At 60.2% G+C, this 24,866-nt stretch carries 23 protein-coding genes; 18 read left to right on the forward strand and 5 right to left on the reverse strand.

Features of this window, described 5'->3' with window-relative positions:
• Positions 1-16: 16 nt before the first annotated feature.
• The 11 genes from der (at position 17) to AC07OO_RS20320 (ending at position 10,217) form a co-directional block, all read left to right on the forward strand.
• Positions 17-1,360, forward strand: a complete 1,344-nt coding sequence (der, locus tag AC07OO_RS20270; protein WP_495083953.1) for a ribosome biogenesis GTPase Der — start codon at positions 17-19, stop codon at positions 1,358-1,360.
• Positions 1,361-1,473: 113 nt separating this feature from the next.
• Complete coding sequence (hfq, locus tag AC07OO_RS20275) at positions 1,474-1,722, forward strand: RNA chaperone Hfq (RefSeq protein WP_495083954.1); 249 nt, start codon at positions 1,474-1,476, stop codon at positions 1,720-1,722.
• A 54-nt stretch (positions 1,723-1,776) separates the two neighbouring features.
• Positions 1,777-2,949, forward strand: coding sequence for a GTPase HflX (hflX, locus tag AC07OO_RS20280; RefSeq protein ID WP_495083955.1), 1,173 nt, complete (start codon positions 1,777-1,779; stop codon positions 2,947-2,949).
• A 105-nt stretch (positions 2,950-3,054) separates the two neighbouring features.
• On the forward strand, positions 3,055-4,362 hold the full coding sequence (hflK, locus tag AC07OO_RS20285; protein ID WP_495083956.1) for an FtsH protease activity modulator HflK: 1,308 nt from the start codon (positions 3,055-3,057) through the stop codon (positions 4,360-4,362).
• A 12-nt stretch (positions 4,363-4,374) separates the two neighbouring features.
• Positions 4,375-5,280 (forward strand): protease modulator HflC, encoded by a 906-nt coding sequence (gene hflC, locus AC07OO_RS20290; protein WP_495083957.1) that lies wholly within the window; start codon positions 4,375-4,377, stop codon positions 5,278-5,280.
• A 12-nt stretch (positions 5,281-5,292) separates the two neighbouring features.
• Positions 5,293-5,484: a DUF2065 domain-containing protein gene (locus tag AC07OO_RS20295; RefSeq protein ID WP_495083958.1), complete on the forward strand. Its 192-nt coding sequence runs from the start codon at positions 5,293-5,295 to the stop codon at positions 5,482-5,484.
• A 54-nt stretch (positions 5,485-5,538) separates the two neighbouring features.
• The gene (locus tag AC07OO_RS20300; RefSeq protein ID WP_495083959.1) at positions 5,539-6,687 is read left to right on the forward strand and encodes an ATP phosphoribosyltransferase regulatory subunit; all 1,149 of its coding nucleotides are present in this window, start codon (positions 5,539-5,541) and stop codon (positions 6,685-6,687) included.
• Between the two features lie 61 nt (positions 6,688-6,748).
• Entirely contained in the window at positions 6,749-8,125 is a 1,377-nt protein-coding gene (locus AC07OO_RS20305) for an adenylosuccinate synthase (RefSeq protein ID WP_495083960.1), read from the forward strand.
• A gap of 78 nt (positions 8,126-8,203) precedes the next feature.
• Positions 8,204-8,728, forward strand: coding sequence for a phosphoribosyltransferase (locus AC07OO_RS20310; RefSeq protein WP_495083961.1), 525 nt, complete (start codon positions 8,204-8,206; stop codon positions 8,726-8,728).
• A gap of 19 nt (positions 8,729-8,747) precedes the next feature.
• A complete protein-coding gene (locus tag AC07OO_RS20315) occupies positions 8,748-9,953 on the forward strand; it encodes a PLP-dependent transferase (protein WP_495083962.1) in 1,206 nt (401 codons plus the stop codon).
• Positions 9,954-10,022: 69 nt separating this feature from the next.
• A complete protein-coding gene (locus tag AC07OO_RS20320) occupies positions 10,023-10,217 on the forward strand; it encodes a hypothetical protein (RefSeq protein ID WP_495083963.1) in 195 nt (64 codons plus the stop codon).
• 27 nt (positions 10,218-10,244) lie between these two features.
• Here AC07OO_RS20320 and mnmH read toward each other — a convergent pair whose 3' ends face one another.
• Positions 10,245-11,312 carry a tRNA 2-selenouridine(34) synthase MnmH gene (mnmH, locus tag AC07OO_RS20325; protein WP_495083964.1) on the reverse strand — a complete coding sequence of 356 codons (1,068 nt, stop codon included), beginning with the start codon at positions 11,310-11,312 and terminating at the stop codon, positions 10,245-10,247.
• On the reverse strand, positions 11,309-11,983 hold the full coding sequence (locus tag AC07OO_RS20330; RefSeq protein WP_495083965.1) for an arylesterase: 675 nt from the start codon (positions 11,981-11,983) through the stop codon (positions 11,309-11,311). Before AC07OO_RS20330 ends, mnmH begins: the two co-directional genes overlap by 4 nt.
• Here AC07OO_RS20330 and AC07OO_RS20335 point away from each other — a divergent pair.
• From AC07OO_RS20335 to AC07OO_RS20345, 3 genes are read left to right on the forward strand one after another with little or no spacing between them, the layout of a single operon-like run.
• On the forward strand, positions 11,967-12,638 hold the full coding sequence (locus AC07OO_RS20335) for an ABC transporter ATP-binding protein (protein WP_495083966.1): 672 nt from the start codon (positions 11,967-11,969) through the stop codon (positions 12,636-12,638). The genes AC07OO_RS20330 and AC07OO_RS20335 overlap by 17 nt on opposite strands.
• Positions 12,639-12,667: 29 nt before the next feature.
• Positions 12,668-13,438, forward strand: a complete 771-nt coding sequence (rlmB, locus tag AC07OO_RS20340; RefSeq protein ID WP_495083967.1) for a 23S rRNA (guanosine(2251)-2'-O)-methyltransferase RlmB — start codon at positions 12,668-12,670, stop codon at positions 13,436-13,438.
• A 21-nt stretch (positions 13,439-13,459) separates the two neighbouring features.
• Positions 13,460-13,810 (forward strand): hypothetical protein, encoded by a 351-nt coding sequence (locus tag AC07OO_RS20345; protein ID WP_495083968.1) that lies wholly within the window; start codon positions 13,460-13,462, stop codon positions 13,808-13,810.
• A 10-nt stretch (positions 13,811-13,820) separates the two neighbouring features.
• Here the strand turns inward: AC07OO_RS20345 and AC07OO_RS20350 are convergent, their stop codons facing one another.
• Both AC07OO_RS20350 and AC07OO_RS20355 read right to left on the reverse strand, forming a co-directional pair.
• Entirely contained in the window at positions 13,821-14,417 is a 597-nt protein-coding gene (locus AC07OO_RS20350; RefSeq protein WP_495083969.1) for a chromate transporter, read from the reverse strand.
• Complete coding sequence (locus tag AC07OO_RS20355) at positions 14,414-15,034, reverse strand: chromate transporter (protein ID WP_495083970.1); 621 nt, start codon at positions 15,032-15,034, stop codon at positions 14,414-14,416. The genes AC07OO_RS20350 and AC07OO_RS20355 overlap by 4 nt, the downstream gene beginning before the upstream one ends.
• A gap of 101 nt (positions 15,035-15,135) precedes the next feature.
• On the opposite strand from AC07OO_RS20355, the gene AC07OO_RS20360 reads away from it, so the two are divergent.
• Complete coding sequence (locus AC07OO_RS20360; RefSeq protein ID WP_495083971.1) at positions 15,136-17,109, forward strand: bifunctional 2',3'-cyclic-nucleotide 2'-phosphodiesterase/3'-nucleotidase; 1,974 nt, start codon at positions 15,136-15,138, stop codon at positions 17,107-17,109.
• 95 nt (positions 17,110-17,204) lie between these two features.
• On the opposite strand, the gene AC07OO_RS20365 is transcribed toward AC07OO_RS20360, so the two are convergent.
• Positions 17,205-18,809 (reverse strand): bifunctional metallophosphatase/5'-nucleotidase, encoded by a 1,605-nt coding sequence (locus AC07OO_RS20365; RefSeq protein ID WP_495083972.1) that lies wholly within the window; start codon positions 18,807-18,809, stop codon positions 17,205-17,207.
• 409 nt (positions 18,810-19,218) lie between these two features.
• Here AC07OO_RS20365 and AC07OO_RS20370 point away from each other — a divergent pair, with 409 nt between their 5' ends.
• The 3 genes from AC07OO_RS20370 to AC07OO_RS20380 all read left to right on the forward strand — a co-directional run bounded on the left by AC07OO_RS20370 (position 19,219) and on the right by AC07OO_RS20380 (position 24,861).
• Positions 19,219-22,566, forward strand: a complete 3,348-nt coding sequence (locus AC07OO_RS20370) for a TonB-dependent receptor (protein ID WP_495083973.1) — start codon at positions 19,219-19,221, stop codon at positions 22,564-22,566.
• Between the two features lie 184 nt (positions 22,567-22,750).
• Positions 22,751-24,607 carry an acyl-CoA dehydrogenase gene (locus AC07OO_RS20375; protein WP_495084120.1) on the forward strand — a complete coding sequence of 619 codons (1,857 nt, stop codon included), beginning with the start codon at positions 22,751-22,753 and terminating at the stop codon, positions 24,605-24,607.
• On the forward strand, positions 24,607-24,861 hold the full coding sequence (locus tag AC07OO_RS20380; RefSeq protein ID WP_495083974.1) for a hypothetical protein: 255 nt from the start codon (positions 24,607-24,609) through the stop codon (positions 24,859-24,861). Before AC07OO_RS20375 ends, AC07OO_RS20380 begins: the two co-directional genes overlap by 1 nt.
• Positions 24,862-24,866: the final 5 nt, after the last annotated feature.

Raw genomic sequence — 24,866 nt, forward strand, 5'->3', positions numbered from 1 at the left:
GTCTGAACACCAGAACATGAAACCTGTCATTGCATTGGTTGGTCGCCCCAACGTGGGGAAATCAACCCTGTTCAACCGGCTCACGAAAAGCCGGGATGCCATCGTGGCCGACTACGCGGGTCTCACGCGGGACCGGCACTATGGCAATGGCAAGCAAGGGCAGCACGAATTCATTGTCATTGATACCGGCGGCTTCGAACCCGATGCCGCTTCCGGTATCTACAAGGAAATGGCCAAGCAAACCCGGCAGGCTGTAGCCGAGGCCGACGTTGTGTTGTTTGTCGTGGATGCCCGTGCCGGCCTATCGGCACAGGACCACGAGATTGGCAAGTACCTGCGCAAACTGGGCAAGCCCTGCATCCTCGTGGCCAACAAAGCCGAAGGGATGATCGCCGGTGGACAGCTCTCCGAATTTTTTGAGCTGGGTTTGGGCGAGGTTCTTCCTATTTCGGCAGCCCATGGCCAAGGTATACGGTCTTTGGTTGACATGGCTTTGGGTCCCTTGGTTGTACCCGAGGAGGAAGCTCAAGAGACTGCCGATGAGCCAGGCGTTATCAAACTGGCAGTTGCAGGTCGTCCCAATGTCGGAAAGTCGACACTGATCAACACCTGGCTGGGTGAAGAGCGTCTGGTTGCCTTCGACATGCCCGGTACCACACGGGACGCGATATCCGTTCCCTTTGAGCGCAAGGGGCAACGCTTCGAATTGGTCGATACAGCCGGGCTGCGGCGCAAAGGCAAGGTTTTTGAAGCTATAGAAAAATTCTCTGTGGTCAAAACCCTGCAGGCGATTGAGTCCGCCAGCGTCGTGCTATTGCTGATAGACGCCACCCAAGGGATCACGGACCAGGATGCCCATATTGCAGGCTATATCTTGGAGTCCGGTCGTGCGGTGGTTGTTGCGGTCAATAAATGGGATGCAATAGACGACTATGCGCGTGAGTTGGTCAAGCGTTCCATAGAAACCCGACTGGGTTTCTTGAAGTTCGCGGCGCTGCACCTGATTTCGGCCCAAAAACGCCAGGGGCTTGGCCCATTGTGGGATTCCATCGCACAGGCCCATAAGGCCGCCAACTGCAAGATGCCAACCCCAGTGCTGACACGGCTCTTGCTGGAGGCGGTGCAGTTCCAGACGCCCAAGAAGACCGGCATGTACCGGCCCAAGTTGCGCTATGCCCATCAGGGCGGCATGAATCCGCCCATTATCGTCATCCATGGCAACTCCCTGGAGCACGTTACTGAGGCCTACAAGCGGTTTTTAGAGGGGCGGTTCCGCAAAGAATTCAATTTGGTGGGCACGCCCCTGCGCATTCAGATGAAATCCGCAGCAAATCCCTACGCGGACAAGGACGATAGCTAGCTTTTCGAGGGTAAAAGACCTCTTTTACCCCTGATATAGCCGCATAGTTATCGAGTCTGCGTTTTCGTGTGGTATCGTCCAATCTTCTTCATTTTTTGAACACGGAGAATATCGTGAGCAACAAAGGGCAGTTACTGCAAGACCCGTTCCTCAACGCATTGCGGAGAGAACATGTTCCGGTCTCCATTTACCTGGTCAATGGCATCAAGCTGCAAGGGCAAGTTGAGTCCTTTGACCAATATGTAGTGTTGCTGCGCAATACGGTCACGCAAATGGTATACAAACATGCCATTTCCACCATCGTTCCCGGGCGTGCGGTCAATTTCGCCGCACCGAGCGGGGATGCGGCTGACGCTGCTTAAGTGCCCGGGCCCTAGTGGCCCTGTTTTCGGCAAGCCCGCTTTCCTCTGGTTAATTTGACAGCAGCGCTTCAAACCGCAGATACACCGACCATCTTGGTCGGTGTAGATCTGGGCGTTCCCAACTTTGATGGCGAGTTGGAGGAGTTGGGCTTGCTGGCCCAGACGGCCGGTATGGCGCCCGTTGCCCGCGTCACCTGTAAGCGCAGGGCACCGGATGCTGCACTCTTCATTGGCTCGGGCAAAGCGGACGAAGTCAAATTGCTGGCCACCCAAGTTGGTGCTAAAGAGGTGCTGTTTGATCAGAGTCTGAGCCCCGGTCAACAGCGCAACCTGGAGCGTCATCTGGGGCTTCCAGTCAACGACCGCACCTTCCTGATTTTGGAGATATTTGCCCAACGCGCCCGCAGCCATGAAGGCAAGTTACAGGTTGAGTTGGCTCGATTGCAGTACTTAAGCACACGCCTGGTGCGCCGCTGGTCCCACTTGGAGCGCCAGAGCGGGGGCATCGGCATGCGTGGCGGCCCTGGAGAGGCGCAGATCGAGCTGGACCGACGCATGATTGCAGAGACCATCAAGCGCACCAAGGAACGCTTGAGCAAGGTCAAAAAGCAACGCCAGACGCAAAGGCGCCAGCGCGAGCGCAGAGACGCTTTCAATATTTCGCTGATTGGCTACACCAATGCCGGCAAATCCACGCTGTTCAATGCCTTGGTCAAAGCCCGGGCTTATGCAGCGGACCAACTTTTTGCCACGCTGGACACAACCACTCGGCAGCTGTATTTGGGTGAGGCTGAGCGTTCTGTGTCCCTGTCAGACACCGTGGGTTTTATCCGCGACTTGCCGCACAGCCTAGTCGATGCCTTCCAAGCGACCTTGCAGGAGGCCATAGACGCAGATTTGCTGTTGCATGTGGTCGACGCGGCCAATCCCAGATTCTCCGAGCAGATCGAGCAAGTGCAAACCGTGCTGAAGGAAATCGGTGCGGACGGTATTCCGCAGTTATTGGTCTTCAACAAGATCGATGCACTGGATGCGGATCACCAACCCCTCAAGCTGGAAGATGAGTTCGAAATCGATGGCGTGCAAACGCCCCGCATCTTTGTCAGCGCCCGTGACGCATCCGGATTGCCGATCCTGCGCAAGCGTCTGGCCGAGATTGCGCGGCCATCGGAGTCTGCAGGCAATCCTGAAGAACTTTCCCCCGCAAAGCTTGGGGACGATTACTGAGTTGGCACAATCCGACACAGATTTATGAAAACCGACGATATGAAACCTACCGTTCGTGCTCTTACTCCTTCCGCTGGCACCCTGCTGCCGCGATGGGCGCAAAGAATGTTCAACCTGAATGATTCGCGCTGGGGCCGTGGTGACGACAAGCCTACAGAAGGAAGCAAAGGGGAGGGCGCGCCGCCGCCCGACAACGACCCCAATAAACCACCCAGCGACAACGGCCGCAAGAACACACCGGCAGGTGGTCCTCCCGATCTCGACGAGCTGTGGAAAGATTTCAACCGCAAGCTGGGTGGCTTGTTTGGTAAGCCGTCGCAGCCGCCACGGGGTGGATCAGGGGGCGGGTTCCAGCCCGATATGAAGAATGCGGGTATTGGCGCGGGCTTGGTTGTCGCGGTGCTTGTCTTGTTCTGGTTTGGGACCGGTTTCTTTATTGTGCAAGAAGGCCAGCAGGCCGTCATCACCCAGTTTGGCAAGTACAAGGGCACCGTGGTAAATACTGGGTTTAACTGGCGTTTGCCGTACCCCATACAAAGCCACGAACCGGTGTTCGTCACGCAGATTCAATCCCTGGATGTAGGGCGTGACAATGTGATAAAGGCTACGGGTTTGCGCGAATCCGCCATGCTCACCCAGGATGAAAACATTCTGGATATCAAGTTCTCGGTTCAATACCGCTTGAACGACGCACGGGCATTCTTGTTCGAAAGCAAGAATCCAAGGGATGCTGTTGTGCAGGCGGCAGAAACCTCGGTACGTGAGGTTTTGGGCAAGATGAGGATGGATGCAGCGTTGTCTGAAGAGCGCGACCAGATCGCGCCTCGCGTGCGAACCATGATGCAGACCATTCTGGACCGCTACAAGGTAGGGGTCGAAGTAGTGGGCATCAACCTTCAATCCGGCGGCGTACGTCCGCCCGAACAGGTCCAGGCCTCATTCGACGATGTGCTGAAAGCCGGCCAAGAGCGCGAAAAAACCAAGAATGAGGCACAGGCTTATGCCAACGATGTGATCCCGCGCGCGGTGGGCTCTGCATCTCGCCTGAAGGAAGAAGCCGAAGCCTACAAAGCCAAGGTCGTGGCGCAAGCCCAAGGTGATGCCCAGCGCTTCCGATCGGTGTTTGCCGAATACCAGAAAGCGCCACAGGTGACGCGTGATCGTATGTACCTGGACACCATGCAACAAATCTACGGCAATGCGACCAAGGTCTTGGTGGATTCCAAGCAAGGCTCCAACCTCTTGTATTTGCCGCTGGACAAAATCATGCAGATGAGTGGGGCTCCGGGTGACACCGGGGTGAACACATCGCCTGCCACAATGCCGCCCGTTCACGTGACGCCACCCGCCGCCGCGACCAACGACGCCCGCAGCCGTGATGCTGCCCGCACACGTGACCGCGAATCCCGCTAGGAGCCACCTGCCATGAACCGTATTGGATTTGTTTTTTCGTCGCTGTTGGTGTTGATCGCGCTGGCGAGTTCTACTTTGTTTGTCGTGGATCAGCGCCAATTTGGATTGGTCTACGAGTTCGGCAAGCTCGCGCAAGTGATCCAAGAGCCCGGCCTCAACTTCAAGTTGCCACCGCCGTTTCAAAATGTGCTGTACATCGACAAGCGCTTGTTGACGCTGGACAGCTCGGATACAGAACCCATGCTGACAGCCGAGAAGCAGCGCGTGGTGATAGATTGGTATGTGCGTTGGCGCATCTCGGAGCCTGCCGAGTACATCCGCAACGTGGGTTCGAATGAAGGTGCCGGCACCCTCCAGCTGACTCGTGTGGTCCGCAATGCTTTCCAGGAAGAAGTCAATAAGCGCACTGTCAAGGAGTTGCTGTCGCTCAAGCGCGAAGATCTGATGGCAGACGTCAAGGCCGAGGTGCTGGCCAAGGTCAAGGGTGCAAAACCCTGGGGCGTTGACATCGTGGACGTGCGTATCACCCGTGTTGACTATGTGGAAGCGATCACCGAATCGGTCTACCGCCGCATGGAAGCCGAGCGTAAGCGCGTTGCCAACGAGTTGCGGTCCACCGGTGCCGCCGAGGGTGAAAAAATCCGTGCCGACGCCGACCGCCAGCGCGAAGTGACGATTGCCAATGCCTACCGCGATGCACAAAAAATCAAGGGCGAGGGTGATGCCGAGGCGGCGCGCATTTATGCCGAGGCCTTTGGCAAGGACCCGCAGTTCGCGCAGTTCTACCGTAGCCTGGATGCCTACAAGGCGACGTTCAACAACAAGAGCGACGTCATGGTGCTGGACCCCGCTTCCAGCGAGTTCTTCAAGGTCTTCCGCGGCGGTGTTGCGCCGGCCGTTGCCCCTGGCAAGAAGTAATAGCAGACGGCCTTGAACAGCGACACCCTTTGGCTGGCCATTGCGCTGGTATTGGTCATCGAAGGGCTGTTCCCTTTTCTGTCGCCTGCGGGTTGGCGTCGCATGTTTGCCCAGTTGCTGACACTCAGCGATGGGCAGATTCGCTTCTTTGGTGTATGCAGCATCTTGGGTGGGTTGCTGATGATTTGGCTGCTCGCATCCTGAAAACCGGGCGCCAAGCCCGGTAAAATCTGGGTTTTAATAGCCTGCACTTTTCACATGTCAGCCTGGGTCTTACCGGATCACATTGCCGATGTGCTGCCTTCCGAGGCGCGCCACATCGAAGAAATACGAAGAGACCTGTTGGACATGGCGAGATGCTATGGCTACGAGTTGGTCATGCCTCCGTTGCTGGAGCACCTGGAGTCGCTGCTATCCGGTACCGGTGAGGCGCTAGACCTGCAGACTTTCAAGTTGGTGGACCAATTGTCGGGTCGCATGATGGGCCTGCGCGCCGACAGCACACCCCAGGTTGCCCGCATAGATGCCCATTTGTTGAACCGCCAGGGCGTTGCCCGTCTGTGCTACTGCGGTCCTGTGTTGCACACACGGCCTGATGGCCCCCACGCCACGCGCGAACCCCTGCAATTTGGCGCCGAACTCTATGGCCACACGGGCCTGGAGGCCGATCTGGAAATACTGACCCTGGCACTGGACTGCGTCAAGGCCGCCCAGGTCGGCAATATCAGCGTCGATATGGCCGACGCCCGCATCCTGCACGCTTTGCTCAAAGGCCTGCAGCTGGATGCCGCCCAATTGGCACAGGTCCATGCCGCGCTGGCCGCCAAAGACGCCAGCGCGCTCAAGAGCCTGTTGCACCAGGTGTCGGCCAGCACATCAAACACCCTGGTGAATTTGCTGCAGCTCTATGGTGACGCCGCTGTTCTGCAAGAAGCCCAGAAGCTACTGCCCGACACACCCGAGATTCAAGCCGCCTTGGCTCATTTGAAATGGCTATCCAGCCATGTGGAAGGAGCCAGTGTGTCGTTCGACCTGGCCGACCTGCGGGGTTATGCCTACTACAGCGGCGCGACCTTCTCGCTCTACGCGCCCGGTGCCAGCGTTGCGTTGGCACGCGGTGGGCGGTATGACGAGGTGGGCCTGGTATTTGGCCGCAAGCGTCCAGCCGTGGGTTTCAGCCTGGACATTAAGGCATTGACCGCCGTGGCCGCGGACCGCCCCCTGCGGGCCGCCATCCGCGCGCCCTGGGGGGAGGCTGCCGAACTGCGTGCGGCGATAGCCGCGCTGCGCCGCCAAGGTGAAACCGTGGTCTGCGTGCTGCCGGGCCACGAAAGCGAAGTTGATGAATTCCATTGCGACCGCGAACTGCAGCAGTCCGCCGGCCAATGGCTTGTCAAAGTTTTATGAAAACCCTTGTGGGCCAGTTCGTCGCGCAGCGAAGCTCTGTCCCCAACCATTTGGACATCACATGAACACAACCAAAGGACGCAACGTCGTCGTCGTCGGCACGCAATGGGGCGATGAAGGCAAGGGCAAACTGGTCGACTGGCTCACCGAAAGCGCGCAGGGCGTGGTCCGCTTCCAGGGCGGCCACAATGCGGGCCATACGCTCGTCATCAACGGCAAGAAGACGGCGCTGCATTTGATCCCCAGCGGCATCATGCGTCCCGGAGTGAAGTGCTATATCGGCAACGGTGTGGTGCTGTCGGCTGCCAAGTTGTTCGAAGAGATCGAAGGCCTGGAAAAAGTCGGCGTGGAGCTGCGTTCGCGCCTGCGCATCAGCGAGGCCTGCCCGCTGATCCTGCCGTTCCACGCCGCACTGGACGTGGCGCGCGAGGCCTTCCGCGAAAAGGGGGGCACCGACAAGATCGGCACCACCGGCCGCGGCATCGGTCCGGCCTACGAAGACAAGATCGCCCGCCGCGCGCTGCGCGTGCAGGATTTGAAATACCCCGAGCGCTTCGCCGCCAAGCTGCGCGAGCTGCTGGACCTGCACAACCATGTGCTGACCAGCTACCTGGGCTCGGCTGCGTTCGACTTTGGCCCCACGCTGGCCCCCTACATGAAGGACGGCCAGGTGCAGTTCGAGCCCGTGTACGCCGAAGCCATGCGCCATGCGGAGCTGCTCAAGCCCATGATGGCTGACGTTTCGCGTGAGTTGAACGAAGCCCACCACCACGGCGCCAACCTCCTGTTTGAAGGCGCACAGGGCACGCTGCTCGATGTGGACCATGGAACCTACCCGTACGTTACATCCAGCAACTGCGTGGCCGGTAACGCCGCAGCCGGTGCTGGTGTTGGCCCTGGCATGTTGCACTACATCCTGGGTATCACCAAGGCCTATTGCACCCGCGTCGGTGGTGGACCGTTTCCTACCGAGCTGGACTGGGAAGTGGAGGGCACGCCGGGCTACCACATGAGCACCGTGGGGGCAGAGAAGGGCGTCACCACCGGCCGCTCACGCCGCTGTGGCTGGTTTGACGCTGCCTTGCTCAAGCGCTCGGCCCAGGTCAATGGCCTGTCGGGCTTGTGCATCACCAAGCTGGATGTGCTGGACGGGTTGAAAGAACTGCTGCTGTGCACCGGCTACGAGCTGGATGGCGAAACCATTGACATCCTGCCCATGGGTGCAGACGACATTGCGCGCTGCAAGCCGATCTACGAAACCATGGAAGGTTGGAGCGACAGCACCGTGGGCGTGACCCAGTACGACAAGCTGCCGGTGGCCGCCCGCCTGTACCTGCAGCGCATCGAACAGGTCACCGGCGTGCCCATCCATATGGTGTCGACCAGCCCGGACCGCGACCACACCATCATGATGCGCCACCCCTACCTGGCCGAGTGATTCACCAGTCGCTTAAGGAAAATGGGGCGCTAGCCCTCGTAAACATTACGTAGACAGCTATAAATACAGGAGCATCTTATGTTGACAGAAGACGGCAAGCACCTCTATGTGAGCTATGACGAGTACCACAACCTGATTGAGAAACTGGCCATCAAAGTCCACCAGTCGGGCTGGGAATTCGACACCATACTGTGCCTGGCCCGCGGCGGCATGCGCCCGGGCGACATCTTGTCGCGTGTCTTTGACAAGCCCCTGGCCATCATGTCCACCAGCTCCTACCGGGCCGAGGCCGGCACCCAGCAGGGCAAGCTGGACATTGCGCGCTACATCACCACGCCCAAGGGCGAGATCGCAGGCCGGGTTCTGCTGGTCGATGACTTGGCCGACTCCGGCCACACGCTGAATGCGGTGGTGCACCAGCTCCGCCACGATTACGCCCCCATCAGCGAACTGCGTAGCGCCGTCATCTGGACCAAGGCACTGTCCACATTCTCACCCGACTACTCGGTGGAGTATCTGCCCACCAACCCCTGGATCCACCAACCTTTCGAGGGCTACGACGCGATGCGTCCCGAACAACTGATCCAGAAATGGAGCGTGTAGCTGGCGAGGGCCTCTTCCCATGACCCAGCAGACCACCGGGCTGATCCACCACCCTTACGTGCCGCCATCGGGTTTTGAAGCGCCGCAACCGGGCGTGTTCAAGGCCTCCACCGTTTTCTTTCCCTCGGTGGCCGCGATGCGCAGCCACCAGTGGAAGGACAAGACTGCCTATACCTACGGCCTGCACGGCACGCCCACCACCTACGCGCTGGAGGAACGCCTGTGTACGCTGGAGGGCGGCCTGCAGTGTCTGCTGGCCCCCAGTGGTTTGGCCGCTTTAGCGCTGGTGGCGTTGTCGCTGCTCAAGCCCGGCGACGAGGTGCTGATGCCCGATAACGTCTATGGCCCGAACAAGACGCTGGCCGAAGGCGAGTTGCAATGCTGGGGCATCACGCATCAGTACTACGACCCGATGAACCCGGCGGATCTGCAAGCCCGCTTGTCCGATCGCACCCGCTTGGTGTGGGTGGAGGCTGCCGGCTCGGTGACGTTGGAGTTTCCTGATCTGGTAGCCCTGGTGCGTCTGTGCAAAGCCAAGGGCGTGTGCGTGGCGTTGGACAACACCTGGGGTGCTGGCCTGGCATTCAAGCCCTTTGATCTGTTGCCCTCAGAGGCACCTGGCTTGGGCGTCGATATCACAACCCATGCGCTGACCAAATACCCGAGCGGCGGCGGTGACGTGCTGATGGGCAGTGTCATCACCCGTGACTTGGGTCTGCACCTGCGGCTCAAGCTGACCCATATGCGCCTGGGCTTGGGTGTGGGTGCCAATGATGCCGAAGCCGTGCTGCGTGGCCTGCCCAGTATCGCCCTGCGCTATGCGGCGCACGATGCCACGGCCCGCGCGCTGGCGCAGTGGTGCCAGGCACAGCCGGCATTTGCCCAGGTGCTGCACCCCGTGTTGCCCGATTCACCGGGGCATGCCCATTGGAAATCCTTGTGCCAAAACGGCATGGGTGGTGCGGCAGGCCTGTTCAGCGTGGTAATCGATGCCCGCTACAGCCAAGACCAAGTGGATGCTTTTTGCAACGCGCTGCGCCTGTTCCGTCTGGGTTATAGCTGGGGTGGCCCCATCAGCCTGGTGGTGCCCTACGCGTTGCCAAGCATGCGCACCGGCTGGCCAGCCTACCTGGCCCGCGGTACCGTGGTGCGCTTCTCCGCTGGCCTGGAGGCGGTGGAAGATTTGCAGGCCGACATCGCACAAGCCCTGCAATTCCTGTCCTGACACACAGCGGGGCGTGACTAGCCACTGCTGCCAAGGTGGTACAGTGTCGTCAACAACAGAAAGTACACCTTGGCAACACCCAATTACGGCTACGAAAAGCGCCAGAAAGAACTGGCAAAGAAGAAAAAGAAGGAAGAGAAGCTAAAGGAAAAGAATGCGCGCAAGGCCCATGGCCCAGCCGATGACGGCAGCGTTGCTACGGATGACAACGACACATTGCACACCGACAACCCCAGTCCGGCTCCCAGGCCGTCGGCGAATTGACCCGCAAACGGGTACTCTGACAAGGGCTTAGGCCCTCTCCAAATCCTGCAACATACGCCGCGCCAGTTGGCCCATGGATTCCTGCGATCTATCCCCGGATGAAATGGCTTGCGCGTTGGCGTATTGCGTGAAATTGCGCTGCATGGACTGCAGGTACACGGGATCGTAGTGCTGCGTCAGCAGGTCCTGCACCACGGGCTCCCAGTTGCCCACGGCAACCAAATCCTTCCAGGCCTGCACAACTGCCTTGCCGCGGAATTCGGCCAGCACATCCAGGCGCTCGCAGAAGTAGCGGCTGTCCTTGACGAAAAAATCATAGTCTTCCAGCAGCAAAGCCACCCGTTCCACCATGGGCAGGCTTACATCCCAACAAGGACTGGCGCGCATGCGCTCGACAAGGGGCATGGGCAGGGCCACATTGCCCACCTTCTTGCTTTCGCTTTCCACAAATACCGGGCGTTGTGGGTCAAAGTGCCGCAGGGCATCCCAAATCAAGGTATCAAAGCGTTTCTGAACCGGCTGCGATTGCCCGGGAATGGCGCCCAATACGGAGCTGCGGTGTTGGGCCAGTGCTTCCAAGTCCAGCACCTGTGCGCCAGCCTGGGACAGCGCATGCAGCAAGCGGGTCTTGCCCGACCCGGTGGTGCCGCAGACCACCTGTAAATTGAGTTGCGACACTCGCTGTGCCATATCCACCAGCACGGCGGCTCTGAATGCCTTGTATCCGCCTTGGACCAGCGTCACGCGAAAGCCTATCTGGTCCAGCACCAGCGATAGGGACCCGCTGCGCTTGCCACCGCGCCAGCAGTAGGCCAGGGGTCTCCATTCCTTGGGCTTTTCCAGCACATGGCTTTCGATGTGGTGGGCGATATTGCGTGCCGCAATGGCCGCTCCGCGCTTCTTGGCTTCAAACGGATTGACCTGCACATACATCGTGCCGATGAGTTTGCGCTCTTCATCGTTCAGCGTGGGCCAGTTCACCGCTCCGGGCAGCCGGTCCAGTGCAAACTCGGCTTCGCTGCGGGCGTCGATGACGGTATCGAAGCTATCCAGCTGCGCCAGCACCGCAGTGGCCGGCAGGATGTGCAGGCTCATGAAAGTTGCTTCTTCACCGTCGGCCACACATTGTTCAGTATCGTGGGATGGGCGGCTTCGGTGGGGTGTATGCGGTCGTTCTGGAACAGGCGTAGCGCATCGGGGCCATCCGCAACATCCTTCAGCAAAAAGGGCACAAGCGCTGCCCTGTTGGCCTTGGCCACAGTGGCATACAGGGCGGTAAAGCGTGCACCGTAATCCTGGCCATAGTTGGGCGGCATCTGCATGCCCAGCAGCAGCACCTTGGCCTTGGCGGCCTGTGCGGCCTGGGTCATGGCTTGCAGGTTGTCTTGTGTCATACCCAGCGGCAGCCCACGCAGTGCATCATTGCCGCCCAGTTCGATGATGACCAGGGTGGGCTGGTGTTTGCTCAGCAGGGCCGGCAGGCGCGAGCGCCCACCCGATGTCGTGTCGCCGCTGATGCTGGCATTGACGACGGTGGCCGTGATTTTCTCTTGTGTCAGGCGCTGCTCCATCAAGGCCACCCAGCCGCTGCCCCGTTTGAGGCCATACTCGGCGCTCAGGGAATCGCCCACCACGAGGATGGTTGCGGGTGCGCGGGCCGGTGTTGGCGCGGCCCATGCGGGCAATAACCCCGCGAACCCGGCCAGCAGACCCAGCGCGATACAGTGTCGACGAACCAAAGAGAGCCCCATGAGTGAAGAAGTCATTATTTCTGTTGAACACGTTTGCAAGTCGGTGACCGATTCCACCGGCACGCTGGAGATTCTGCGCGATATTGATTTTGCGCTAAAAGCACGCGAGACCGCCGCCATTGTGGGCGCATCGGGTTCGGGCAAAAGCACCTTGCTGTCCATCATCGCGGGCTTGGACACTCCCACCAGTGGTTCGGTTCATCTGGCCGGCGCCAATCTGTTCGCCATGGGTGAAGACGAACGGGCCGGTTTACGGGCCAGTCAGGTGGGTTTTGTGTTCCAGAGTTTTCAACTGCTGGGCAATCTCACAGCCCTGGAAAACGTGATGCTGCCGCTGGAGCTGGCCGCACGCAAGGACGCGCGGCAGGCCGCCACCGAGATGTTGGCCCGCGTAGGCCTGTCGCAGCGCCTGAGCGCTTATCCCAAGGTGCTCAGCGGCGGCGAGCAACAGCGCGTGGCCCTGGCCCGTGCCTTTGTCGTGCACCCAGCCGTACTGCTGGCTGATGAGCCCACGGGTAGCCTGGATTTCGCTACTGGTGAAAAGATCATGGAGTTGATGTTTGATTTGAATCGGGAGCAGGGCACGACGCTGGTGCTGGTCACCCATGACCGCGCTATCGCTGCGCGCTGCGACCGGCGCATCACCATCGAGGCCGGAAGGGTGGTCTGAAGTGGATGGGGTGGGGCGATAATCCCCGCATGTCATCCCCCAAAGTTCTATTCGGCTTCCATGCCCTGGGCGTGCGCCTCAAAACCGCACCGCAATCCATCATCGAGATTTACTTTGAGCCTACGCGCCGCGATGCGCGCATGCGTAGCTTTCTGGACCGTGCCAATGAGGCGGGGGTCAAGCTGGTGGAGTCCGATAGCGCGCGCTTAGCCAAGTTGTGTGGTGGTCATGGGCACCAGGGTGTAGCAGCCAAGGTGCAGGCCCTGGCCCAGGTGCATTCTCTGGACGAATTGCTCGAAGACCTGGAAGCCGCCAACGCAGCCTTGCCGAAGGAAGAGCGCAATCCACCGCTGATTTTGGTGCTGGACGGCGTGACCGATCCGCACAACCTGGGCGCCTGCCTGCGTGTGGCCGATGGCGCAGGTGCCCACGCCGTGATTGCGCCCAAGGACCATGCGGCCGGCATCAACGCCACTGTGGCCAAGGTCGCCAGCGGAGCGGCCGAGACCGTGCCGTACTTCATGGTCACCAACCTGGCACGCACGCTCAATGAATTGAAAGAGCGCAACATCTGGATCATCGGCACCAGCGACCAGGCTCCCGCCACCTTGTACCAGACAGACCTCAAAGGCCCGGTGGCCCTAGTGCTGGGCGCCGAGGGTGCCGGCATGCGCCAACTGACAGCTAAAACCTGCGACGCCTTGGTGAGCATTCCCATGCGGGGCGCGGTCGAGAGCCTGAACGTGTCGGTAGCCAGTGGCGTATGCCTGTACGAGGCCTTGCGCCAACGCACGGCCTAGGGGAGGGTGCCTGTGTTTGCTATGAAATTCAGAGCGTATTGTGCAGTATTGACGGGGGCTATCGCCCTATTTGTCTTGAGTGCCTGCACCCAGGAGCAGCAAAACAAGATCAGCCGCGACATCCAGAACTGGACCGGCACCAATGGCGTGCTGGAAATCTACGCCGGCGACAAGCTGGTGCGTCGCTTTATCAAGATCGACAAGCTCTCCACCGCCATGGGCACCGACGACAACAAACCAAGACCCTACCGCTATGGCTACGGCGTGCTGGACGAAAACCTCAATATGCAGGCCGACCCGGGCGAGAAGAAGGTTTACTTCGAAATCAGTGACTATGCGACCAACTACGTGTTCTTTGAGAACCCGCGCTAAGTTTTCACGGTCACACCCAGCCTAGGGCGCCCAGCACAGCACCCGCGCCCAGCAGCCACAGCATATGCAGCTTGGTGCGCCACACCAGAAAAGCGGTGGCCACGGTCAGCAGCCACGGCCGCCAATGCTCCAGCGGATTGCCGTGGCTGGTGGCCAAAATCCAGCCGGTGGCAATCAGCAGCGCAATGACGATCGGGGCCATGCCCTGCTTGAAGGCCCTTACGGCGCGCAGTTCGCGGTTCTGGTGGCCCCAGCGCGCGGCAACAAAGGTCAGCGTCGTGCTGGGCAGCATGATGCCCACCATGGCCACCACCACGCCTCCCAAAGCCATCCACCAAGCGTGCAGGCCGGCCCCCATGCCGCCGCCCGCATTCATGCCCACGTTCCACCCCAGCAGCGCAATGAAGAGCACATTCGGTCCGGGCGCAGCCTGCGCCAACGCGATAGATGATGTGAACTGGCTGTCGGTGAGCCAGGCCTTGTCGTTGACCAGGTAGCTGTGCATCTCCGGCGCTGTGGTGATGGCCCCGCCAATGGCCAGCAGCGACAACGACATGAAGTGCAGCAGCAGGGACATCCAATCGGCGGCCGAGAAACCGGTTGTCATCGCGCACCCTCCGTTGCCTGGGCACTGGCCAGTTGGGTATAGGCCCACACGCAGGCCAGTCCCCCCACGCCGAGCAGCACCCACACCAGTGGCAGGCGCAGCAGCGCGATGGCCACAAAACTCAGCACCGCCAAGCCCCAACACACGGCCAGCCCCATCACATTGCTCTTCAGCGCACCGATGAGTTTGATGCCGGTGGCCGTGATCAGGCCCGCGGCCACGGCGCCCATGCCGCGCAGGGCGCCCTGTGCTGCAGCGGTATCTGCAACGCCACCAAACACTGCGGCCAGCGCCAGCACAATGACCAGCGGAAAGGCCAGCATGCCGGCCAGGGCCGTCAGCGCGCCGCTGAAGCCGAAGTAGCGGTCACCAATCATCAAGGATAGGTTGACCACATTGGGCCCGGGCAGGATCTGGGCCACGGCCCAGTCTTCGACAAATTCCTCCTGGGTGAGCCACTTCTTTTTTTCGACCAGTTCGCGCTGCACGATGGCCAGCACGCCGCCAAAGCCCTGCAGTGCCAGCACGGAGAATGAAATGAAGAGGTCTGTTTTGGACTGCGGCCGCGGATGGGGCGCAGCGCCCGCCGGCTGCGGGTCGTGTTCCTGGGATGTCATAGTCCCACTTTAGCCGAAATACCTGACCTTGTAGTCAGATTGGTTACAGTTGCAGGCTGTCGTTGTTGTAGCAAGCACCGCGTGGTGCATAGGAGATATTAATGAGCTGTGGTCGTTTGAAGTGCGTGCCCGCCGTGGTGCGCTTGTTGGGTTTTGGAGGTATGGCGATGCTGCTGGCCAGTGCAGGCCAGGCTACCGAGGTGCGCCTGCGCATCATGGAGACCACCGACCTGCACATGAACATGCTGAGCTACGACTACTACCAAGACAAGGTCACCGACCAATACGGCCTGGCCCGTACCTTTTCGTTAATCAAGGCCGCGCGCGCTGAGGCCCCTAACAGCCTGCTGTTCGATAACGGCGACCTCTTGCAGGGCAACCCCATGGGCGACTATGTGGCCAAGGTCAAACCGCTGAAGGACGGCGAGACCCACCCCGCCTACAAAGTCATGAACCAGATGGGCTATGACGCGGCCAATATCGGCAACCACGACTTCAACTTTGGCCTGGACTTTTTGCGCCGCTCGCTGAAGGGCGCGCAGTTCCCCTACGTCAACGCCAATGTCTACCTGGACGACAAGGATCGCGACACCGACCAGGCCAAGCATGCCTTCACCCCCTATGTGCTGTTGGACCGCGAATTGGTCGATGGCCAGGGCAAGCCCCACCGCATCAAGATCGGCATCATCGGCTTTGCGCCGCCGCAGATCATGCAATGGGACAAAACCAACCTGGAGGGCAAGGTCGTGGTTCGCGACATGGTGGAGACTGCCCAAAAATATGTGCCCTTGATGCGGGCCCAGGGCGCGCAACTGGTGATTGCCATTCCCCATTCCGGCTTTGAGAAAGGAGCGGTGTCCCGCTTGTCCGAGAACGCGGTTGGGGGCTTGACCGAGGTTGCGGGTGTCGATGCCGTGCTGTTCGGCCACGCCCATGCCGAATTCCCCGGCGCCGCCTTCGCGGAGCACCCCAAGGTCAACCTGGAGCGCGGCACCATCAATGGCGTAGCGGCCGTCATGCCGGGCCGTTGGGGCGACCATCTGGGCGTCATCGACTTCACGCTGAACGAGACCGGCGGCCAATGGAAAGTGCTCAACAGCAAAGCCACGATACACCCCATCTTTGACAAGACCACGCGCCAGTCCGTAGCGGCGGCCGACCCGCTGGTGGAGAAGACATTGGCTGCCGAACAAACCGGCACGCTGGACTATGTGCGCAACAAGGTGGCCTTCAGCAGCGCGCCCATCTACAGCTATTTCGCGCTGGTGGCCGATGATCCCTCCGTGCAAATCGTCGCCAATGCGCAGATCGCCTATGTGAAGCGGGCCATGCAGGGCACGGATTACGAGAAGTACCCCGTGCTGTCGGCAGCCGCTCCCTTCAAGACCGGTGGCCGTCAGGGGTGGGACTACTACACCGATATTCCAGCTGGCCCCTTGGCCATCAAGAATGTGGCCGACCTTTATGTCTACCCCAACTCGCTGAAGGCCATGCTGCTGACTGGTGCCGAGGTGCAGGAGTGGATTGAAATGTCGGCAGGGCAATACAACCAGATCGACCCCAAGGGCGCGGCCCAGCAAGCGTTGCTCAACGACAGCTTCCGCTCCTATAACTTCGATACCTTGGACGGCGTCAGCTACGAGATCGATGTGACCCAGCCCGCGCGCTACGACGCCAACGGCAAGCTGGTAGCCCCCGACGCCCACCGCGTCAAGAAGCTGCAGTACCAGGGCCAACCGGTGCAGTCTGATGCCAAGTTTGTGGTCGCCACCAACAATTACCGCGCCTTTGGCGGTGGCAATTTCCCGGGTTTGAACGCCAGCAAAGTGATTCTGGAAGCGCCAGAAGAAAACCGCCAGGTGCTGATCGAATACCTGCGCATGATGGACACGTTATCGGCCAACAAGCAGGTCAACCCTTCAGCCGATGGCAATTGGCGCATCGCGCCGGTGCCGGGTGTGCGCCTGACCTTTCTATCGGCCAGTGCCGGCAAGCGCTACCTGAGCAGCCATCCCCACATTCACCTGATCAAGGACAACGGTGATGGCTCAGCGCTGTACGAAGTAACGCCTTGAGCTGAGCGTGGGGGCGAAAAATCCGCGTCGGGCCGCCCCAAGCGGATTTAGCCCCCTCGGGGGGCAGCGACCCGCGTAGCGGTGGAGCGTGGGGGCTATTTCTTTACGATACGCCCCGATTCGATCTGGTCCACTGCCTTGGGGTTTTCGTGCAGCCACTCCTCGAAGGCATCGATATCCATGCCCACAACCTCGCGGTTGCGCCCTTGCTTGAGCACGTTCAAATCGTTACCACCTTCGGCCATGAAGGTGTTGACGACGATGCGGTAGTCGCGCGTCAGATCCAATGGTTTTCCATCTACGGTGACCGACTCCAATACCGGCTCGGCACCTTGGGCTTGGCTCCACTGGTAGCGCAGATTGTTGGACACCTGCAATGTCGCGGGGCCATCGGTGCGCCGACTCTTGAGCTGACGGCGTATCAATTCCTGCAACTGCGGACCGGTCAAAGTCAACGCGATCAGTTCGTTGGTAAAGGGTTGGATCGCAAACAGATCGCTGAGCGTGGTGGTCTGCCCGGGTATCACCGTTAGATCGGCCCGTATGCCGCCGGAGTTGGTCATTGCAATATCGACCGCTGTGCGCTTCTTGGCAAAGCCCAGATGCGCGTCGGCCACCAGATTGCCCAGCGTGGAATCGCCAAAGGGCGGTGTCACGGAGCGCGTGGCGCCGCGTGACAACAAGGCCACGGGCTTGTTGCGTGCGGCCGTCGTCAAGGCGGAAGCGCGTTGCACCAGGGCCGCAAAGGCGGGATTGGGAGCGTACTCGCCCTGCAGCACCGGGTGGTTGACGGACTGCGCATCCAGCAGCTTGCCAGTTGTGTCAAAGGTCAAACGGCTCTCGGTCAACCAGCCGCCAAAGCTGCCGGCTTGCACCATCAAGCGACCATCGATCTTGCAGGTATAGGCTTGGTGCGTGTGGCCGCTGACGATGATGGCGTAGGCGGGGTCCAGGCGCTTGGCCACGTCGATACCGCGGCCCTGCAGGCCAGGGCAGGCGTAGGTGGGATCGGTGGCATCGCCGTCGTACATGGCACCCTCGTGCATGATGGCCACCAGCACCTGCGCGCCTTGCGCGCGCAACTCGGGCACCAGGGCGTTCAGCGTCTCGGCCTCATCGGCAAAGCGCAGGCCCACGATGCTCTTGGGAATCACCACCTTGGGCGTATCCCGCGTCACAGCACCCACAAAGGCAATCTTCAAGCCGCCCACCTCTTTGATGATGTGGCTGGGTAGCACGCGCTTGCCGCTTTCGATCTCAAACATATTCGCGGCTAGATACGGGAAGCCGGGCCCCTTGAACTCAGGCCAAACGCAGGTGCCATTGGGACACTCGCCCCGGGTCTTGCGCAGCAGTTCCGACAGCCCTTGGTCCAGGTCGTGGTTGCCCAGCGATGTGGCCAACAAACCCAACTCACCCAAGGCGGTCAGTGTGGGTTCATCTTTCAGCAAGGACGACATCTGCGGCGATGCGCCCATCAGATCGCCCGCCGCGACAAACACCTGGTTCTTACGCTGCGCGCGTAGGCCGTTCAACACCGTCGCCAAGTAGGCCACGCCACCGGCGGCTTGGGGTTTGACCTCGCCGGTTTTGGGATCGGGCAAGCGTGGCGAAATCGGCGTGGGCAACTTGGGCTGGATATGGCCGTGGAAGTCGTTAATCGAAAAAATGCTGAGCTCGATGGTCGACGGCGCCGCCATGGACGGTGCTTCGGCCGGCCTTTGGGTGGCGCAACCTATAAAAAAACTGCTCAGGACAAACCCTAATACGGGCGTAGAAAAGCGCTTCAAAAGTGCGCGAAAACGGTGCGTTTGCAAGGGTTTTGCTCCAAAGTAGGGACCCGTTTTAGGGCGTGGCGGACGGGGGGCGGTGAATCATAGCGGTGGTGTCTGGAATACAACAGTTGTCACAAAACTTTCCTGACTATATGGTTAACTTCATGGGTAGTATTACGGTTCTTTACGTTTTTTTACTTCTTCCAATAAATCACCCCGTTGGGGCCCATCTCGCTTAGGAGCTTTCAGGATGCGCAGTCAGGACCACGTTTTTTCCACCTTTTCGCGGACGGTGCTTAGCGCAGCGGTCGCGATCGTTGTTGCAGCGCCCGCCATGGCGCAAAACACCACGGCTGCCATCGGCGGCCAGATAACCGGCTCCGACGGCAAGCCCGTTGCCGGCGCATCGGTCAGCATCGTTCACGCGGAGTCGGGTTCGTCGAACAAACTGACGACCGACAACGAAGGCCGCTTCTCGGCCCGTGGTCTGCGCGTCGGTGGTCCCTACACCATCGTGGTGACCAAGGGTAGCGACAAGGCCACACGCGATGACGTGTTCCTGCAGTTGGCCGAAACCTTTTCGCTGGACCTGAAGCTTGGTGGCCCCGCTCTGGAAACCGTGGTGGTGACCGGTGCCGCCAACAGCAAGTTCAACTCCGCCAACATGGGCTCCGGCACCAACATCGGCCGCAAAGAGTTGGAAGCCTACGCCTCCATCGGCCGTAACCTGCAAGACTATGCCCGTGCCGATCCCCGCCTGTCGCAGACCGACAAGGAGCGTGGTGAAATCTCCGCAGGCGGCCAGAACAGCCGCTACAACTCCATCACCATCGACGGCGTGCGTATCAACGACACCTTTGGTCTGGAAGCCAATAACCTGCCGACGACGAAACAGCCCATCTCCATTGATGCCATCCAGTCGGTGCAGGTCAACCTGTCCAACTACGACGTCACACAACAGGGCTACACCGGCGCCAACATCAATGCCGTCACCAAGTCCGGCACGAATGAGCTCAAGGGCACCGTGTCCTACGTGTACCGCAACGAAGGCATGGGCGGCCAGCGCTACAACAAGACCACCGACAGCTACTTCAGCTTCTTGCCTTTCAAGGAAGACACCAAGGGCTTCACTCTGGGTGGCCCCATCATCGAAGACAAGCTGTTCTTCTTCACCAGCTACGAAGAACTCAAGAGCAACCGCGCGCAACCCGAATTCGGTGCCGTAGGCAGCCAACTGACGAATGTGGCGATTTCGCAGTCGTCCATCGACGCACTGAAGAACGCCGCCGCCACACGCTACGGCTTTGCCACCGGCGACGTGACCGGCCCCACCACCTTGTCGGCCAAAGACTATTTGTTCAAGGTGGACTGGAACATCAATGAGCAGCACCGCGCCAATATCCGTTTTGCGCGCACCGAACAGCTTGACACCAACAACGGCGCCTTCACCACCTACAGCGCCACCGGCCTGCAATTGACCTCGCAATGGTGGGATCAGAAGAAGAAGATCGACACCGTGGTGGCCCAATGGTTTGCCGACTGGACGCCTACATTCTCGACAGAGTTCAAGCTCTCCAACCGCGACTACAACAGCGTGCCGATCAACTACAGCGATCTGCCCGCCATGGCCTTCCAGTACACCGGTCCGGCACCCGATGGCGCACCCGCTGGCGTCAACACCGGCAGCCGCTTCCTGAACTTCGGTACCGAGCGTAGCCGCCACACCAACGTGCTGGACACCAAGACGCTGAACGGTTATTTCGGTGCTACCTGGGCACTGGATGCCCACGAGCTGAAGTTCGGTGGCGACCTGGACAACAACAAGGTCTACAACGCCTTCTTCCAGAACACCAAGGGCAACTACACCTTCAGTTGCCAGAACAGCAGCGCGACCTACACCTACAGCTTCGGCTCCATCAATTGCGCCACTGCAACCGCTGCGCAAATCGACGCAGCCATCCTGGAAAACTTCAACCGTGGCCGCCCCAGCAGCTACCAGGTGCAGGTTCCTGTGCCAGGCGGCTCCCTGGACAACGGCATTGCCCAATGGACACTGCGCAACACCGGCGTGTTCTTCCAAGACACCTGGACCGCCAGCAAGCAGCTGACGCTGACCGCCGGTGTGCGCATGGACCAGCTCAACACCAATGACAAACCCCAGTACAACGCCGCTGCCGCCGCGCCCACCGTGGCCGGCAACGTGACGGCAGCTGGTGTTGTCACCCGCAACACCGGTGGTTTTGGTCTGGACAACTCCGCAACCGTAGACGGCCAGCAACTGTTCCAACCCCGCGTGGGCTTCAACTACGCGCTGGACAGCGAGAACAAGCAAAAGACCCAGATTCGCGGTGGCTTTGGCCTGTTCCAGGGTGCGGCGGCCAATGTGTGGCTGTCCAACCCCTATTCCAACACCGGTTTGGCAACCCGCATCATTGCATGCGGTACCTTGGGCTTTGCGGCTTGCCCACCCGATGGCGGCATTTTCTCGGCTGACCCAACCAAGCAACCTACCAACTTCTCCGGCGCATCCCCTGCATCCAATGTGGACTACATTGAGAACGGTCTGGGTCAACCTTCAGTCTGGAAGGCCAACCTCGCGATTGACGCCGAACTGCCATGGGCAGGCCTGGTGGTCGGCGCCGAGTGGCTGGGTACCAAGAACAAGAACGGTATCTACTACCAGCACCTGAACCTGGGTGGCCCCACACGCACTGGGCCCGATGGCCGCCAGATGTTCTACAACGCCAAGGGCTACGACCCAGCTTGCTGGGCTAACGGCAGTGCCGTCAGCACCTGCGGTGTGTCCACCAAGGCCATGAGCAATGTGGCATTTGCCGACGTGCTGAAGGCCAGCAAGACCAGCGAAGGCGGCGGCAATGCCGTCACGCTGACGCTGACCGGTCCCCGCGTCTACGGCATGGACTGGAATGTGGCCTACACCCGCACCGATGCGACCGAAGTCAGCCCGCTGACATCGTCGGTTTCCTCGTCCAACTTCAACGCCCGCTCCATCTTCAACCCCAATGAAGAAGTGGCTGCCAATTCCGCCTACCTGGTCAAGGATCGCCTGAACGCGTCCATCAACTGGTCTGCTGCGTTCTTCGGCAAGTACAAGACCACTTTCGGTCTGTTCTATGAAGGCCGCTCCGGCAAGCCCTATAGCTGGACCTATGCCAACGACATGAACGGTGACAACATCTCCGGCAATGACCTGATGTATATCCCCAAGGGTCCTCAATCGGGCGAAGTGGTGTTTGCGGGTGATACCGCCACCAACCACCCTAACGAAGACCGCTTCTGGGCCATCGTCAACGCCAACAAGGAATTGTCGGATGCCAAGGGCAGCGTGGTCAGCCGCAATGGCAGCTACGCCCCCGTGGTCCACAACTTTGACTTGCGCATCAGCCAAGAGACACCTGGCTTCGCACCCAAGCACAAAGGCGTGATCTCCTTCGACATCTTGAATATCGGCAACCTGATCAACAAGGAATGGGGTCGTATCAACGAAATGGGCTTCCAGTCTTCTGGTGGCAATCGCCGTACCTTCGTGAACTATGGTGGTATCGATTCCCAAGGCCGTTATGTGTACTCCGTCAAGTCTGCAGAAGACGACCTGACCCTGCGCCAAGCCAAGGGCGAGTCGCAGTGGGCATTGCAAGTCACTGCACGCTACGAGTTCTGATTTCGGGGTAGTTTCGGGTTTCTCAGCCCGGGTGGCAACGCCCGGCGCATTTAAGGCTCCTTCCAGTGATGGCAGGAGCTTTTTTTTTGCTCACCCGTTGGGGATGCTTGTCTCTTTGGTGCCAGCCAAGCGCCGTGCCATCCATTACGCTGTGGTCCATCTCTTGCTGGAACCGACCACGACCATGAACCTGCGCCCCACGATCGATTTTTTGCTCAACGACTGGCTCAACACCGAGTCCCTGACCCAACGCCCTCGCTTCGCCGACCATTCGCGCGACACCTTTGACGCCGTGCTGGACACCTGCGAGCGCATTGCCCGCGAAAAATTCGCCCCGTTCAACCGCCTGGTCGATGTCGAAGAGCCGCGGTTTGATGGTGAGAAAGTGATTCAACCGCAGGCCAACCACGATGCCAACCGGGCCTATGCCGAGTCCGGCATGCTCAGCGCGGCACAAGACTACGACATGGGCGGCATGCAGTTGCCCTATAGCGTGGAGGCCGCCGCCAACGCCTTTTTCGCCTGCGCCTCGGTGGGCCTGGGCGCTGGCATGCTCAGCATTGGCAATGCCAATCTGCTGATGACCCATGGCACGGCTTTGCAGAAAGAGGTGTTCGCCAAGAATGAGTTTGCCGGCCGCTGGGCGGGCACCATGTGCCTGTCCGAGCCGCAAGCAGGCTCCAGCCTGTCCGATGTGGCGACCCGCGCCGTGCCAGACGGCGAGGGCTTTGAAGCAGACCCCCTGGGACCACGTTACCGCCTCAAGGGCAACAAGATGTGGATTTCCAACGGCGAACACGAGCTGACCGAGAACATCATCCACCTGGTGCTGGCCAAGATCCCGGATGAAAACGGCAAGCTGGTGCCCGGCACGCGCGGCATCTCGCTGTTCATCGTGCCCAAGAAGCTGGTCAATACCGATGGCAGCCTGAGCGGTGCACGCAATGATGTGGCCCTGGCCGGCCTGAACCACAAACTCGGGTGGCGCGGCACGGTCAACACGCTGCTGAACTTTGGCGAAGGCAAATTCCCTGTGGGGCAGGACGGCCCCTACGGCAAGGGCGCGGGCGCCGTGGGCTACCTGGTGGGCCAACCCGGCAAGGGCCTGCAATGCATGTTCCACATGATGAACGAGGTGCGCATTGGCGTGGGCATTGCAGCGGCCATGTTGGGCATGGCGGGTTACTACGCCTCACTGGACTATGCCCGCAACCGGCCGCAGGGCCGGCCCATCCAGGCTGGCGGCGGTGGCAAGGATGCATCGCAACCCCAGGTCGCCATCATCGAACATGCCGACGTCAAGCGCATGCTGCTGGCCCAAAAATCCTACTGTGAAGGCGCACTGGCGTTGGAGTTGTACTGCGCCCGCCTGGTCGACGAACACCACACGGCCGGTGGCGCAGTGGCCAATGATGCCCGCCTGCTGCTGGAGGTGCTGACCCCCATCGCCAAGAGCTGGCCCAGCGAATTTTGCCTGGAGGCCAACTCCCTCGCCATCCAGATCCATGGGGGCTACGGCTACACCCGTGACTTCCCGGTGGAGCAGTACTGGCGCGACAACCGCCTGAACATGATCCACGAAGGTACGCACGGCATACAGGCCACCGACCTGCTAGGCCGCAAGGTGCTGATGGAGGAGGGCAGGGGCCTGCAGCTGCTGGCGTCTCGTATCACCGCCACGATTGAAAAGGCCGCCGGAGTTCCCGCATTGGCTGCGCACGCCGCAGACCTCGGCAAGGCTTTGCAGCAAATAGGTGCGACCACGCAAGCGGCCTGGTCCAGCGGCAATCCGACCGAAGCGTTGGCCAATGCTGTGCCCTATATGCAAGCCTTTGGTCACACCGTAATCGCCTGGATCTGGCTGGATGTAGCTACCACAGCCTTGCAGACCGACCCCGGCAGCGCCAAGGCCGCCACCGTGGGCCGGCTGGGCGCCGCCCGGTATTTCTTCCACTACGAATTGCCCAAAATCGGGGCTTGGCTTAAAGTGGTCGCCGCGCGCGATGTCACTTGCGCCGATCTACCGTTAGAGGCATTTTGATGGAATCACAAGAACAGCCACAACGACAGCAAACCCTGAACCGACTGAAGACCACCATCTGGTTGCTGGTAGGTGGAGGGATTGCCGTATTTGTGGCTGGGCATTTTGTGGCCAGCGCCAGCGTTGATGCCGCCCGCCTGTTGGGCGTGTTGGGCATGCTGGCGGTAGTCACTGGGATCGTGCTGGGTTTTGTGCGTGCACGCATGAAGCGGCAACACCAGGCGCTTGCGACGCTGCCCACGAATCACCCTTGAGACAG

The organism is Rhodoferax sp. GW821-FHT07G04 (genome assembly GCF_059418585.1).

What these genes read in the sequence shown, in the direction of transcription:
- der (WP_495083953.1), top strand. Translation starts at nt 17, where the DNA reads ATGAAACCTGTCATTGCATTGGTTGGTCGCCCCAACGTGGGGAAATCA.
- hflK (WP_495083956.1), top strand. Translation starts at nt 3,055, where the DNA reads ATGTTCAACCTGAATGATTCGCGCTGGGGCCGTGGTGACGACAAGCCT.
- hflC (WP_495083957.1), top strand. Translation starts at nt 4,375, where the DNA reads ATGAACCGTATTGGATTTGTTTTTTCGTCGCTGTTGGTGTTGATCGCG.
- AC07OO_RS20300 (WP_495083959.1), top strand. Translation starts at nt 5,539, where the DNA reads ATGTCAGCCTGGGTCTTACCGGATCACATTGCCGATGTGCTGCCTTCC.
- AC07OO_RS20305 (WP_495083960.1), top strand. Translation starts at nt 6,749, where the DNA reads ATGAACACAACCAAAGGACGCAACGTCGTCGTCGTCGGCACGCAATGG.
- AC07OO_RS20310 (WP_495083961.1), top strand. Translation starts at nt 8,204, where the DNA reads ATGTTGACAGAAGACGGCAAGCACCTCTATGTGAGCTATGACGAGTAC.
- AC07OO_RS20315 (WP_495083962.1), top strand. Translation starts at nt 8,748, where the DNA reads ATGACCCAGCAGACCACCGGGCTGATCCACCACCCTTACGTGCCGCCA.
- mnmH (WP_495083964.1), bottom strand. Translation starts at nt 11,312, where the DNA reads ATGAGCCTGCACATCCTGCCGGCCACTGCGGTGCTGGCGCAGCTGGAT.
- AC07OO_RS20335 (WP_495083966.1), top strand. Translation starts at nt 11,967, where the DNA reads ATGAGTGAAGAAGTCATTATTTCTGTTGAACACGTTTGCAAGTCGGTG.
- AC07OO_RS20330 (WP_495083965.1), bottom strand. Translation starts at nt 11,983, where the DNA reads ATGACTTCTTCACTCATGGGGCTCTCTTTGGTTCGTCGACACTGTATC.
- rlmB (WP_495083967.1), top strand. Translation starts at nt 12,668, where the DNA reads ATGTCATCCCCCAAAGTTCTATTCGGCTTCCATGCCCTGGGCGTGCGC.
- AC07OO_RS20345 (WP_495083968.1), top strand. Translation starts at nt 13,460, where the DNA reads ATGAAATTCAGAGCGTATTGTGCAGTATTGACGGGGGCTATCGCCCTA.
- AC07OO_RS20350 (WP_495083969.1), bottom strand. Translation starts at nt 14,417, where the DNA reads ATGACAACCGGTTTCTCGGCCGCCGATTGGATGTCCCTGCTGCTGCAC.
- AC07OO_RS20355 (WP_495083970.1), bottom strand. Translation starts at nt 15,034, where the DNA reads ATGACATCCCAGGAACACGACCCGCAGCCGGCGGGCGCTGCGCCCCAT.
- AC07OO_RS20360 (WP_495083971.1), top strand. Translation starts at nt 15,136, where the DNA reads ATGAGCTGTGGTCGTTTGAAGTGCGTGCCCGCCGTGGTGCGCTTGTTG.
- AC07OO_RS20365 (WP_495083972.1), bottom strand. Translation starts at nt 18,809, where the DNA reads ATGGCGGCGCCGTCGACCATCGAGCTCAGCATTTTTTCGATTAACGAC.
- AC07OO_RS20370 (WP_495083973.1), top strand. Translation starts at nt 19,219, where the DNA reads ATGGCGCAAAACACCACGGCTGCCATCGGCGGCCAGATAACCGGCTCC.
- AC07OO_RS20375 (WP_495084120.1), top strand. Translation starts at nt 22,751, where the DNA reads ATGAACCTGCGCCCCACGATCGATTTTTTGCTCAACGACTGGCTCAAC.
- AC07OO_RS20380 (WP_495083974.1), top strand. Translation starts at nt 24,607, where the DNA reads ATGGAATCACAAGAACAGCCACAACGACAGCAAACCCTGAACCGACTG.